11 protein-coding genes are annotated in these 12,985 nt (G+C 70.8%); 7 read left to right on the top strand and 4 right to left on the bottom strand.

The window, feature by feature from the left end:
* The first annotated feature begins 43 nt into the window (after nucleotides 1-43).
* A complete protein-coding gene (locus tag ACZ41I_RS39570; RefSeq protein WP_468516418.1) occupies nucleotides 44-1,033 on the top strand; it encodes a helix-turn-helix transcriptional regulator in 990 nt (329 codons plus the stop codon).
* A gap of 342 nt (nucleotides 1,034-1,375) precedes the next feature.
* Nucleotides 1,376-1,591 carry an I78 family peptidase inhibitor gene (locus tag ACZ41I_RS39565; protein ID WP_363219221.1) on the top strand — a complete coding sequence of 72 codons (216 nt, stop codon included), beginning with the start codon at nucleotides 1,376-1,378 and terminating at the stop codon, nucleotides 1,589-1,591.
* 130 nt (nucleotides 1,592-1,721) lie between these two features.
* On the opposite strand, the gene ACZ41I_RS39560 is transcribed toward ACZ41I_RS39565, so the two are convergent.
* Nucleotides 1,722-2,744, bottom strand: a complete 1,023-nt coding sequence (locus ACZ41I_RS39560; protein WP_399775623.1) for a phosphatase PAP2 family protein — start codon at nucleotides 2,742-2,744, stop codon at nucleotides 1,722-1,724.
* Nucleotides 2,745-2,981: 237 nt separating this feature from the next.
* Nucleotides 2,982-4,316: a glycosyltransferase family 39 protein gene (locus tag ACZ41I_RS39555; RefSeq protein WP_468516417.1), complete on the bottom strand. Its 1,335-nt coding sequence runs from the start codon at nucleotides 4,314-4,316 to the stop codon at nucleotides 2,982-2,984.
* Nucleotides 4,317-4,576: 260 nt separating this feature from the next.
* On the opposite strand from ACZ41I_RS39555, the gene ACZ41I_RS39550 reads away from it, so the two are divergent.
* Nucleotides 4,577-6,184, top strand: coding sequence for an MFS transporter (locus ACZ41I_RS39550; protein ID WP_468516416.1), 1,608 nt, complete (start codon nucleotides 4,577-4,579; stop codon nucleotides 6,182-6,184).
* Between the two features lie 88 nt (nucleotides 6,185-6,272).
* Entirely contained in the window at nucleotides 6,273-7,463 is a 1,191-nt protein-coding gene (locus tag ACZ41I_RS39545) for an acyl-CoA dehydrogenase family protein (RefSeq protein WP_468516415.1), read from the top strand.
* A gap of 37 nt (nucleotides 7,464-7,500) precedes the next feature.
* Here ACZ41I_RS39545 and ACZ41I_RS39540 read toward each other — a convergent pair whose 3' ends face one another.
* Complete coding sequence (locus ACZ41I_RS39540) at nucleotides 7,501-7,938, bottom strand: cell division protein SepF (protein WP_363219216.1); 438 nt, start codon at nucleotides 7,936-7,938, stop codon at nucleotides 7,501-7,503.
* A 358-nt stretch (nucleotides 7,939-8,296) separates the two neighbouring features.
* Nucleotides 8,297-9,220 (bottom strand): ABC transporter substrate-binding protein, encoded by a 924-nt coding sequence (locus ACZ41I_RS39535; protein ID WP_468516414.1) that lies wholly within the window; start codon nucleotides 9,218-9,220, stop codon nucleotides 8,297-8,299.
* A gap of 387 nt (nucleotides 9,221-9,607) precedes the next feature.
* On the opposite strand from ACZ41I_RS39535, the gene ACZ41I_RS39530 reads away from it, so the two are divergent.
* From ACZ41I_RS39530 to ACZ41I_RS39520, 3 genes are read left to right on the top strand one after another with little or no spacing between them, the layout of a single operon-like run.
* Entirely contained in the window at nucleotides 9,608-10,465 is an 858-nt protein-coding gene (locus ACZ41I_RS39530; RefSeq protein ID WP_468516413.1) for an amino acid ABC transporter permease, read from the top strand.
* Nucleotides 10,462-12,222: an FAD/NAD(P)-binding protein gene (locus ACZ41I_RS39525; protein WP_468516412.1), complete on the top strand. Its 1,761-nt coding sequence runs from the start codon at nucleotides 10,462-10,464 to the stop codon at nucleotides 12,220-12,222. The genes ACZ41I_RS39530 and ACZ41I_RS39525 overlap by 4 nt, the downstream gene beginning before the upstream one ends.
* The gene (locus ACZ41I_RS39520; RefSeq protein ID WP_399775635.1) at nucleotides 12,219-12,980 is read left to right on the top strand and encodes an amino acid ABC transporter ATP-binding protein; all 762 of its coding nucleotides are present in this window, start codon (nucleotides 12,219-12,221) and stop codon (nucleotides 12,978-12,980) included. The genes ACZ41I_RS39525 and ACZ41I_RS39520 overlap by 4 nt, the downstream gene beginning before the upstream one ends.
* Nucleotides 12,981-12,985: the final 5 nt, after the last annotated feature.

Raw genomic sequence — 12,985 nt, 5'->3', positions numbered from 1 at the left:
ATGAGGACGGCGGCTGTCCGCATCCCCTGGCAGACTCGGCCCCATGTTGGAGACCTCGGCACGTCTTCTGCGCCTGCTCTCGCTGCTCCAGGCCCACCGCGAGTGGTCCGGCGCCGAACTCGCCGACCGGCTCGGCGTCACCCCGCGCACGGTCCGCCGGGACGTGGACCGGCTGCGCGAGCTGGGCTATCCGGTGAACGCCAGCCCCGGCACCGGGGGCGGCTACCAGCTGGGCGCGGGCGCCGAACTCCCGCCGCTGCTGCTGGACGACGACGAGGCCGTCGCCGTGGCCGTCGGTCTGCGCACCGCCGCGGGCCAGGGCATCGAGGGCATCGGCGAGACCTCCGTACGCGCCCTCGCCAAGCTGGAGCAGGTGCTGCCGAACCGGCTGCGCCGCCGGGTGAGCGCCCTGAACGCCTTCACCGTGCCGATGACGAGAAGCGGCCCGCCGGTGTCGCCGGTCGATCCCGCGCTGCTCACCGAACTCGCGTACCTGTGCCGGGATGCCGAGCGGCTGCGCTTCGAGTACCGGAGCCACGACGGGGCCACCGGCCGGCGCACCGTCGAGCCGCACCGGCTGGTGTGCAGTGAGCGGCGCTGGTATCTGGTCGCCTGGGACGTCGACCGGGCCGACTGGCGGACCTTCCGCGTCGACCGGATCACCCCCAGGCCGCCGCACGGGCCCCGCTTCACCCCGCGCGAGCCGCCCACCGAGGACCTGGCCGCCTATGTCTCCAGGGGTGTCTCCACGCGCGCGTACGCCACGCACTCCGCCGTACGGCTGCTGGTGCCGCTGCACGAGGCCGCCGAGCGGATCTCCCCGTCCGCCGGAACGCTGGAGCCCGATGGCGCGGACGCGTGCATCCTGCGCTCCGGTGCGGCGAACCCGGACCTGATGGTCGTCCACGTCATGATGCTGGGCTTCCCGTTCGAGGTGATCGAGCCCGCCGAGCTGGCCGAGGCGATCAGAAGGGTCCGGGACCGGCTGGACGCGGCTCTTGCTGCGGCGGAAGCCGACTGTGGTCGGCGGTGAGCCGGTAGGCCGCCGCCCGGCCGGTCCGGTTCCTGCCGTGTACGGCGGTCATGTGCCGAATCGGTGAATTTCCTATGCGGAGTCAGCTGCCGCGGCGCGGCTCAGGATTGCATGGAGAATCCCACTCCGGAGCCGTCCGCATCGACGCTGCGCCACTTTTCGCGGGATAATTCGACGGGGTGCTGCACGGCATGTGAATTGTGGCCGATAGACCCGCTGAGGCCTGCGGAAACCCTCGTACGTGTGAAGAGAACGAGGGATACGCCGGCCGGGAAGCTGTGACAGAAGTGTGACGGGAGTCTGATAGGACTCTTACCCTGGGCTGCGCGGTAGCGTGACGGCATGGCATCGAATCCCACTCCGTCAGCGGAGCCCCAGGACAGTCCGGACGGGTATGTCGGCCTCGACGCCGCGCACGCCGAGCGGCTCGCTCGGCAGCGGGGGTGGTCGACGGTGCGGTCGCTGCCGCCGGGCACGATCATCACCATGGAGTACCGGGCGGGGCGGCTGAACTTCGAGGTGCACGAGGGACTCGTGACGCGGGCGTGGAAGGGCTAGCAGGTTTTCGCCCGGCATGACACCGGCATGCTCCCGGCATGACCAAGGCCCCGGTTCCTTCAGGGAACCGGGGCCCTCTTCGTGGCGTGCGGGCGGTCGTGCGTACCGGGACCCGCTGCCGTCCCTTCCCTCAGCCGCCGGTCAGGGGCCGGGCCGGCTGGGTGCCGCGGGGGAGGCGGTGGTCGGCGTGGGGCGGGCGGCGGCTGCCCGCCGGGGTGACCGGGGTGCGTTCCGAACGGGTCGTGTGCGGACCCGGGGCCAGATGGGCCAGCCCTCTGGAGGCACGGGTCGAGGCGACCGGCTCCCGCGCCGGGGCCTGCTGCTCGGCCGGTGTGACCCGGGGCCTGAGGACCACCGGTGTGAGGACGGCCGGTTCGGGCACGGGGCGGCCGCGGCGGGCGCGCCAGCGGTCGCGCAGATCGAACAGCGCGGCCTCGGCCTTGGCGATCAGCGGCTCGAACCACGGCAGGGCGAGCAGGATCAGCAGGCCCGCGGCCCAGCCCAGCAGGACGTCGCTCAGCCAGTGCGTACCGAGGTAGACGGTGGTGAGGCCGACGCCCAGCGCAGTGATGGCCGACAGCGCCGACAGCCAGCGCCGCGCTCTCGGGGTGGAGGCCAGATAGGCCAGGATGCCCCAGGTCACCACCGCGTTGGCGGTGTGGCCGCTGGGGAATATATCGCCGCCCAGGCCCATCTCGTTCGAGCCGATCACGGTCGCGTAGTGCGGACCGAGGCGCCCCATCCCGAGCTTGGCGGCGCCGACCGTCATGTTCAGCAGCAGCAGGGAGGTGGCCAGGGTCAGCAGCGGGCGCAGCGTGTGCTGCCGCCAGGAGCGCCAGCCGAGCCAGGCCGCGACCATCACCGCGGTGGGGCCGCGCTGGCCGAGCACCACGTAGTAGTCGAGGAAGGCGTGGATCTGCGGCCACTGCTGGTACGGCCGGAAGAACATGACCTGCCAGTCGAGCCGGACCAGCCAGGACGTGATCACCACGGCCCACACGATCGCCAGGTAGAAAGCCAGGGTCGCGGTGAAGAGAACGACCCGGTGCCGGCTCATCCTTGGCACATCGATGTGGGCCGGTCGTTCCGGCTCACGGTCGAGTCTGGCGAACACCCGGTCCAGACGCCGGGTGAGGTTTCGTTCGGTACGCACCCAATCGACGTTACAGCGAGTGAGCTGTGTTCCCGGTCGTAACAGCGGCTTTGTGATGACGATGTGATGTGGGAAACCTCTCAAGCGAGGCGCGAATTCCAGCGATTCCGCAATCCTGTGACGCTGTTCTCTTCAATTCCTTTGATCATGCCGGGTGTTCTTTATGTGGCGCTTATGAATGCGTTAACCCGGTTCTGGGGAGGAATTCTCCGGAGCGTCATCGGCCCTGGATGTTGATCATGGTGGACCGGAGCCGTTCAGCCAGAAGGCCCCGTAGACCGCCGAGGCGACCGCCAACAGTGCCGTGACCAGCACGGATCGGGACGTGCGCAGTCGGGCGAGGGCGCAGGCGAGCGGCAGCAGCACCGGGAAGGCGGGCACCAGCAGCCGCGGCTTGGAGCCGAAGTAGCTCGATGCGCACAGGGCGAGGGCGAGGACGACCCCCGTGTACACCAGCAGTTCGACCGGCTGGCGCCGGCGCACGCCGGTCAGGTAGAGCCACAGCAGCAGGGCGACCCCGACGATCAGGCCGACGCCGGCGAGCGCGGAGGGGAATGACGTGAACTTGGCGGCCACGAAGCGCGCGAATGCATAGCCGCCGTCGAAGCCATTGCGCCATCCGGCCTGAATGTCCAGGTATCCGAACAGCCCCTTGCCGGTCCGCTGCCCCACCCACAGCACGTAACCGGCGGCCCCGAGCGGCGCGATGAGCATGCCGAGGGCGCGGCGCAGTGCTGAGGCCTGTGCGACCACCGCCACCTGGGGGCAGGAAGTGGGCGATGGGGCTTCTGCGCCTGTAGTGGGCGCCGGGGTGTGTGTGACCTGCGATGCGCCGGGTGTGTGCGCTGGGGCGTGGGAGCCCTCTGGTGCGCTCGGCGTGTGCGCCGGGGCGTGTCGGTCGCCGTGTGCGCTGGGTCTGCGCATCGCGCTCCGGTCACGCACGAACGAGATCACGCCCGCCACCCACACCGCCGCGACCACCGCCGCCCCCACCGGCCGGGTCAGCCCCGCCAGTGCGGCCGGCACGCCCGCGGTGATCCAGCGGCCGGTCAGCAGCGCGTACAGCGACCAGGCCGCAAGCGCCGTGAACAGCGACTCGCTGTACGCCATCGACTGCACGATCCCGACCGGCAGCACCGCCCACAGCAGGACGGCGCAGACCCCGGCGCGGGCGCCGTACACCCGGTCGGCGACCGCGAAGATCCCGCAGGCCGCCGCGAGCGAGGCGAGCACGCTCACGACGAAACCCGCGTCCGCGTACGACAGCGGCAGGACCGCGTGCAGCAGCCGCTCCAGCCAGGGCAGCAGCGGGAAGAACGCCAGGTTGGAGTGCACGTCACCGTTGGGCAGCCGCACCTCGTAGCCGTACCCCAGTTCGGCGACCCGCGTGTACCACAGCGAGTCCCAGCGCGCGGTCAGCAAGGTGTACGCGCTCTTGCCGCGCGCGGCGCTCCACACCGCCAGCACCACCAGCCCCAGGGCGCGGACCGCCGCATAGCCCAGCAGGGCCGGCGCCGCCCGGCGCAGCAGCGGGGCGCGGGGCGGGGCCGCGCGCGTGTCAAGATCGGTCACGGACTCGATTATCGACCGGTGGTGGAACCGGATCGGACCCCGGGGCGTGGTCAAGAGGGAGCGACGTGGCGTACGCCACACGGGTTCCGTCGAGCGTGTGAGAGGTCCGCCACGTGCCCCCGTGCCGAACTCGCGTACGCTGACGAGTCACCCGCGTGGGTTCGCGCGGGCCGGAGACACCGCTCCTCTCCGGCCGTACGACAGGGAGTCCCCACCCCGTCGGTCCGCCCCAACGCGAGGCTCATCTGGGAGGTACGTACATGTCCGGGACGACCACGGCTGCCGTACGGCCGCGCCGTCGGACGGCCGGGGCCGGTGCCAACCGCTGGGTCGTCCTCGTCGTCCTCTGCGTCAGCCTGCTGCTCGTCGCGCTCGACGCGACCGTGCTGCACGTGGCGGTGCCCGCCGTCACCGAGGACCTCAAGCCCGGCGCCATACAACTGCTCTGGATCGTCGACGTCTATCCGCTGGTCTGCGCCTCGCTGCTGATCCTCTTCGGCACCCTCGGCGACCGGGTCGGGCGCAGGCGCGTCCTGCTGCTCGGCTACGGCCTGTTCGGTGTCGCCTCCGCCGTGGCCGCGTTCGCGCAGACGGCCGAGACGCTCATCCTCGCCCGTGCGCTGCTCGGCGTCGGTGGCGCCATGATCATGCCGGCGACCCTGTCGATCCTGCGTCAGGTCTTCCCCGACCGGCGCGAGCGCGCGCTCGCCATCGGCATCTGGAGCGCGGTGGCCGCCGTCGGCGCGGCCGTCGGACCGCTGCTCGGCGGGTTCCTACTGGAGCACTTCTGGTGGGGCGCGGTCTTCCTCGTGAACATCCCGCTGATGCTGGTCAGCCTCCCGGTGGGCCGGATGCTGCTGCCCGAGTCCCGCGGTGACCGCAGCGGGCCCTGGGATGTCGTCGGTGCCCTGATGGCGGCCGGCGGTCTGTTCGGTGTCGTCCTCGGTGTGAAGCGGCTGGGCAGCGGCGAGGCGCCGGCGAGCCCCTTCACCGTGCTGCCGCTGCTGGCCGGCGCGGCCCTCCTGTTCCTCTTCCTGCGGCGGCAGCGGCGGCTCCCGCATCCGCTGGTGGACCTGCAGATGTTCCGCCGGCCCGCGTTCAGCACCTCGGTGGGCTGCATCGTGCTGGCGATGCTCGCGCTCGTCGGCCTGGAGCTGATCGCCGCCCAGTATCTGCAACTGGTGCTCGGGCTCTCCCCGCTGCAGACCGGCCTCAGGCTGCTGCCGCTGACCATCGCGGCGATGGCGGCGGGGCTGGCGGGCGCGCGGATGCTGCGTCGCTTCGGGCCGCGCCGGATGGTCTGTTTCGGCTTCTGCCTGACCGCCGCGGCGGTCGTGACGCTCACCGCGATGGGCGGCACCGACAACGCCCCGCTGCTGCTGTCCGGTTTCGTGCTGCTCGGCTTCGGCCTGGAGACCACGCTCTTCGGAGCGTACGAGTCGATGCTCAGCGAGGCCCCGGCGGACCAGGCCGGCGGGGCGGCGGCGATCGGCGAGACGTCGTACCAGCTCGGCGCGGGCATCGGGATCGCGCTGCTCGGCAGCGTGATGAACGCGGCCTACGCCCCGGGTCTGCGCTCGGTGCCGGGCGTCCCGCGGCACGCGTCGGAAGCGGCGGGCCACTCTCTCGGTGAGGCCTACGACATCGCCGGACGCCTCGGCGGTACGGCCGGGGCGGCGCTGCGCCGGGCCGCGCGGGACTCCTTCGTGCACGGGCTGCATGTGACGCTGCTGGTGAGCGCCGGTCTGTTGCTGCTGGGCGCGGTGATGGCGCTGCGGCTGCCGTGGGCCATGCAGTGCGCGGAGCCGGCCGCGGCGGTGGAACTGCCCGCACCGCGGGAAGTGGCGGAGCCGCGCGTCACGGCCTGACCCACTGGACGTGGGGGGCACTGCACCGTAACGTCGGCAGCGAAATGTAACTAGCGGTGCTAGTTTCTTGTGTGCCGGAGGGTGTTCCATGTTCGCGTCCTCGAAGTTGCCCCCCTTTGATCCCGCCGACCCGCTCGGGATCGACGACCTGCTGGAACCGGAAGACCTGGCCGTGCGGGACACCGTGCGGTCCTGGGCGGCGGACCGGGTACTGCCGTACGTCGCCGACTGGTACGAGACGGGTGAGCTGCCCGGCATCCGGGACCTCGCGCGTGAACTCGGCGCCCTCGGTGCCCTCGGCATGTCCCTGACCGGGTACGGCTGCGCGGGCGCGTCGGCCGTGCAGTACGGCCTGGCGTGCCTGGAGCTGGAGGCGGCGGACTCGGGCATCCGGTCGCTGGTCTCGGTGCAGGGCTCCCTCGCCATGTACGCGATCCACCGGTTCGGCAGCGAGGAGCAGAAGCAGCAGTGGCTGCCGCGCATGGCGGCCGGCGAGGTGATCGGCTGCTTCGGGCTGACCGAGCCCGACCACGGCTCCGACCCCGCCTCCATGCGCACCCACGCCAAGCGCGACGGCGACGACTGGATCCTCAACGGCCGCAAGATGTGGATCACCAACGGATCGGTCGCCGGGGTCGCCGTCGTCTGGGCACAGACCGAGGACGGCATCCGCGGCTTCGTCGTGCCCACCGACAGCCCCGGCTTCTCGGCGCCCGAGATCAAGCACAAGTGGTCCCTGCGCGCCTCCGTCACCAGCGAACTCGTGCTGGACGACGTACGGCTGCCCGCCACCGCCGTACTGCCGGAGGTCACCGGACTGCGCGGACCGCTCAGCTGCCTGTCGCATGCCCGGTACGGCATCGTCTGGGGTGCGATGGGCGCCGCGCGCAGCAGCTTCGAGGCGGCACTCGACTACGCGAAGACGCGGGAGCAGTTCGGGCGGCCCATCGGCGGCTTCCAGCTCACCCAGGCCAAACTCGCCGACATGGCGGTCGAACTGCACAAGGGAATCCTGCTCGCCCACCATCTCGGGCGGCGGATGGACGCCGGCCGCCTGCGCCCCGAGCAGGTCAGCTTCGGCAAGCTCAACAACGTCCGCGAGGCCATCGAGATCTGCCGTACGGCGCGGACGATCCTCGGTGCCAACGGGATCTCCCTCGAATACCCCGTGATGCGGCACGCGACCAATCTGGAATCGGTGCTCACCTACGAGGGCACCGTCGAGATGCACCAGCTCGTGCTGGGCAAGGCGCTCACCGGGCTCGACGCCTTCCGGTGAGCCCCCGAAGGAGGCAGGGCCGGTGAGCGGCCCTGCCTCAGCTCTGGTTGAAGAAGCCGTCCTCGCGGTGGGCGGACGCCTCACCGCTGATGATCTCCGTGTCGGCGGGCGTCAGCAGGAACACCCGGTTGGACACCCGGTCGATCGAGCCGCGCAGGCCGAAGATGAGCCCCGCCGCGAAGTCCACCACGCGCTTGGCGTCGGCGGGCTCCATCGCAGTGAGGTTCATGATGACCGGGACCCCCTCCCGGAACAGCTCGCCGATGGCGCGGGCGTCCCGGAAGCTGTCCGGGGTGACCGTGCCGATCCGGCGGCCCTTCTCCTCGGCCGTGTCCGCGGCCACCTTCACCCGGGGATCCGTGACCCAGGCGTCCCCGGATTCGGTGCCCTCGGAGTACTCGTCGTCGTAGTAACGCTCGTCATCGTTGTCGTCGACGAGGCCGAGCCACGCACTCGCCTTGCGTACCGATCCCATGGACGCCTCCTCTCACAGCGGTCTTTCTTGCTTTCCGCATCCCTATGGTCATCCATGATGCGGACGGCGCGCCAAGTGGATAGACGCCGCGCGGGGGGTTTGTGACGGTACTGGTGCACAGGCGATCCGTCGAGAGTCCTTGTACCCCAAGGGTCCTGACACATACGGCTGCTGACTGAGAGTGAAATATGATAGTCGGCGGCGGATGGGTGACGACCGGTGCGTCCGGGTGAACGTCAAACTCGTACCACATCACGAGGGAACGCCGTGCGCGGAATCGTCAGACTGTGCGTTCATCGTGACGGACCATGAGGGTTTTCCTCTCGCTCCTGACGGAGAATCAGGCCGGGCGGCTCCCTCAGCCCTTCAGTTCCGGCGGGCTGATCCGGGACTTCTTGATGGCCGAACCCGTCGTGCCCCACTTCTTCAGAATCTTGGCGTACGTGCCGTCGGCCAGCAGTCTGTTGACCGCCGCCTGGAGCGCCGGAGCCAGCCTGGTGCCCTTCTTGAAGGCGAAGCCCACGTCCAGGCGGTGGTACTCGTTCAGGAACTTCAGCCCCGGCTGGTGGGCCACGGCGTAACGCAGGCCGTTGATCGTGGACATCACGATGTCGCTGCGGCCCTGCTGCACGGACGACCAGATCGCACTCGGCTCGGAGTACGTCTGCACCTGGTACGCCTTCTTGCCCGCGTCGGCGCACACGTGCTTGTTCTCCTCCAGCGTGGCCTCGAAGGTGGTGCCGGCGCCCGTCGCCACGTTCAGGCCGCACAGTTGCCGGAGGTCGGTGATCTTCGTCAGTTTGCTGTCCTTGCGGGTGGCGAAGCCCTGGCCGTCGTTGACGTAGGTGACGAAGTCGATGGTCCTGCGGCGCTCGTCCGTGACGCCGAAGTTGCTGGCGCCGAAGTCGTACTTGCCGCTGTCCAGCGCGGGCAGGATCGCCTCGAAGCTCGCCTGTTCGACCTTCAGTTTGATACCGAGCACCTTGGCGACCGCCTTGGCGAAGTCGACGTCCTGGCCGGTCAGCGTCTTGCCGTCGGGCAGGTAGGTGGTGCCGGGCGGAGTGCCGCCCACGCTGATCGCGACGGTGAGGCGGGTGGTGCCGGCGGGCAGCAGCCCGGCCGCCGCGCCGTCCTTCTGCTCGGCGGAGACGACGTCCGTGGTGGGTACCTCGCCGGGCTCGGCCGCCACTGCGGACGTGTCCGTCCCACCCGAGCCGCAGGCGGTGAGGAGCAGGGCGGCGGAGGTTATGCCGACAAAAGGCATGAAAACACGCTTACGCATCGGTGGCGGTCTCCTGAGAGCAGAGTGGTGCAGAGCGCGAGGGGAGGGGGCGCGTGTGAAGGCAAGAAAAGGAGGAGAGAAACGCGACTGCGCCCGCCCGGAGGGCAGGCGCAGGCAGGGGGTCAGCTCAACAGGAAGAGGACCACACGCGACCGAAGTCGATGTGGGAGCGCGTGACCAGCCACTGCTGTGGATGCATGGGCCAAGTGGAACAGGCATACGGTTCCGCGTCAACTGACTTGAGATGTACGGCTCACAGTCCGGACAGCCTTGACAGCGATGGGAAACGCCCCCGTACTCTCGACGGACGGCCCTGCTGAGGGGCTCGGCCGTGTGAAGGCACCACCCCGTGTTCTGACGTTCCTCCAAGCGTCACGGAGCCTTCGCATGTCATCCGACACCCTTGCCAAAGTCCCCACCGCAGCGGGCCATCCCGAGCCGGCGGACGTCCCGCGGATCGTGCCGCGGCGTCGGTACGGCCAGTGGGCGGCAGCCGTCGCCGTCCTCGCGCTGCTCGGCCTCGCCGTCAACTCCGTCCTGCGCAACCAGGCGTTCCAGTGGGACGTCGTCGCCGACTACTTCACCACCGACTCCGTCCTGCGCGGACTGTGGCTCACGCTGTGGCTGACCGCGGTCGTGATGGTCCTCGGCTTCGCCCTGGGCGCCCTGCTCGCCGCCTTCCGGCTCTCCGCCAACCCGGTGCTGCGGGCGGTCGGCTGGGGCTATGTGTGGCTGTTCCGGTCGATCCCGATCCTGGTGCAGCTGCTGCTGTGGTTCAACATCGGGGCGCTGTACCCGCAGGTGTTCGGCGTGAGGACCGTCGACCTGCTCACCCCGGTCGCCGTCGCGATCGTCGGACTCACCCTGCACGAGGCCGCCTTCGCCGCCGAGGTCGTCCGGGCCGGCATCCTCTCCGTCGACCGCGGCCAGATCGAGGCCGCCCAGGCGCTCGGCCTGAGCCGGTGGCGCCGCTGGTGGCGGATCGTGCTGCCGCAGGCCATGCGGTCCATCGTGCCGCCCGCCGGCAACATGCTCATCGGCACCCTCAAGGGCACCTCGATCGTCAGCGTCATCGCCGTCAACGACCTGCTGTTCTCAGCCCAGTTGATCTACCACCGCACCTATCGGGTCATCCCGCTGCTGATGGTCGCGACCCTCTGGTACGCGGTCGTCACCTCGCTGCTCGGCCTCGGCCAGCACTACATCGAGAAGTACTGCGCGCGCGGCACGGAGCACGCCCGATGAGGCCGCAGCTGGTGATCGTGGGAGCCGGGCCGCGGGGGACCGGCCTCCTGGAGCGGATCGCCGCCAACGCCCCCGAGCTGCACGGCACTTCGGGCCTCGACATCCATCTGGTCGACCCGCATCCGCCGGGCGGCGGCCGCATCTGGCGCCAGGCGCAGTCACCGCTGCTGTGGATGAACTCGCACGCCGAGGACGTCACCATGTTCACCGACGAGACGGTGACCATGGACGGCCCGGTGCGCGAGGGCCCCACCCTGCACGAGTGGGCCGGGCTGGACGGCGGCACCTTCGCCGACCGGCAGCTCCAGGGCCGCTATCTGCACTGGGTGTACGAGCAGGCCCTGGCCGCCCTGCCGCCGGACGTCACCGTCCACCACCACCCCCGGCGAGCCCTGCGCATCAGCGGCCCGCGCGAGGGCCGTCAGCAGGTGTGGCTGGAGAGCCGCGCGCGTCCCCTCCTCGCCGACCTGGTCGTCCTCGCCATCGGCCACCTCGACGCCGAACCCGACGACGAACAGGCCGCGCTGGCCGCCTACGCCCGCGAACACGGCCTGGTGCACCTGCCGCCCGACTTCACCGCCGACAGCGACCTGTCCCCGCTGGCGCCCGGCGAACCCGTCCTCGTGCGGGGCTTCGGGCTGGCCTTCGTCGACCTGATGGTGCTGCTCACCGAGGGGCGCGGCGGCCGGTACGAGGGCGACGCCTACCTTCCCTCGGGCCGGGAACCGGTGCTCTACGTCGGCTCCCGGCGCGGAGTGCCGTACCACTCGAAGATCGGCTACGACTGGACCGGCGACCGGCCCCCGCTGCCCCGCTTCTTCGGCCCGGCCGAGGTGGACGCCCTGCTCGCCCGCCCGGCGGGCTTCGACTTCCGGCGCGATGTGTGGCCGCTGGCGGAGAAGGAACTGGGCTTCGCCCACTACCACCGGCTGTTCACCGCCCATGCCGAGCGTACGACGATGGCCTGGGCCGACTTCGAGGAGAAGTACGCCGCGGCGAGCGACCGGGCCGAGGTACAGGCGCTGGTCGCCGCCGCCGTGCCGGATCCGGCCGACCGGCTCGACCTCGCCGCGCTCGACCATCCGCTGGACGGGGTGCGCCATGCGTCGCACGAGGACTTCCAGGAGGGCTTGCGGCAGTATGTCGAGGCGGACCTGAGCCGCCGCCACGACCCCTCCTTCAGCGCGGATCTCGGTGTCTTCCTCGGCCTGCTCTCCGTCTACGGGCAGCTCGTGCGGCTCGGGAACACCAGCCCCTGGTGGCACGGCTTCTTCAGCTACCTGGCGTCCGGGCCGCCCGGACCCCGGCTGCGGCAGATGCTCGCGCTGTCCCGGGCCGGGCTGCTGAAGTTCGTCGGCGCCGACATGACCGTCGCCGCCGAGGACGGGGTGTTCCGGGCCGCCAGTCCCACCGTGCCGGGCTTCTCGGTCGAGGCCCGCGCGCTGGTCGAGGCCCGGCTGCCCGAGCCCACCGTCGGACGGGCCCGCGACAGCCTGCTGCGCGAACTGCACACCGACGGCGCCGCCGAGACCCCCGAGGGGCTGCTCCGGGTCGCTCCCGGCGACGGCCGGATCCTCGACCGGGCCGGGCGGCCGCATCCCCGGCGGTTCGCGCTCGGCCCCTACACCGACGCCCGCACCCCCGGCGCCTTCACCCGGCCGCGCACCGGCGGGGCCGCGTTCCGGCAGAACGACGCCACCGCCCGGGCGGCGCTGGCCTTTCTGAGCGCCTCACACGTAAAGGAACCCGCGCGATGAGCGTCATGGTCGACATCAGGTCCGTGCACAAGAGCTTCGGCCCGCTCGACGTCCTCAAGGGCGTCGATCTCCAGGTGCGCGCCGGTGAGGTGACCGTCGTGCTCGGCCCCTCCGGCTCCGGCAAGTCCACGCTGCTGCGCACCATCAACCATCTGGAGAAGGCCGACCGGGGCGAGATCAGCGTCGACGGCTCGCTGATGGGGTACCGGCGCGCCGGGGACAAGCTGTACGAGCTGCCCGAGCGCGAGGTGCTCCGGCAGCGCACCCGGATCGGGTTCGTCTTCCAGAACTTCAACCTCTTTCCGCACCTCACGGCCTTGGACAACGTCGTCGAGGCGCCGGTGTCCGCGCTGAAACGGCCCCGGAAGGAGGCGGAGGCGGGCGCGCGCCGGCTGCTGGAACGGGTGGGGCTGGGCGACAAGGCCGACGCCTATCCACGGCAGCTGTCCGGCGGGCAGCAGCAAAGGGTGGCCATCGCGCGGGCGCTCGCGCTGGAGCCGAAGCTGCTGCTGTTCGACGAGCCGACCTCGGCGCTCGATCCCGAACTGGTCGGCGAAGTCCTCGATGTCATCCGGGACCTGGCGGACCGGGGCACGACGATGATCGTCGTCACGCACGAGATCGCGTTCGCCCGTGAGGTCGCCGACACGGTGGTGTTCATGGCCGACGGCAGGGTCGTCGAGCAGGGGCCGCCGGATGAGGTGCTGGACCGGCCGCGGCACGCGCGGACCCGGTCGTTTCTGGCGAAGGTGCTGTGAGGTGG

The organism is Streptomyces sp. NPDC030799, from assembly GCF_055572255.1.
Note: the sequence above shows the minus strand (reverse complement) of the source record. Positions and strands in the feature narration are given on the sequence as shown.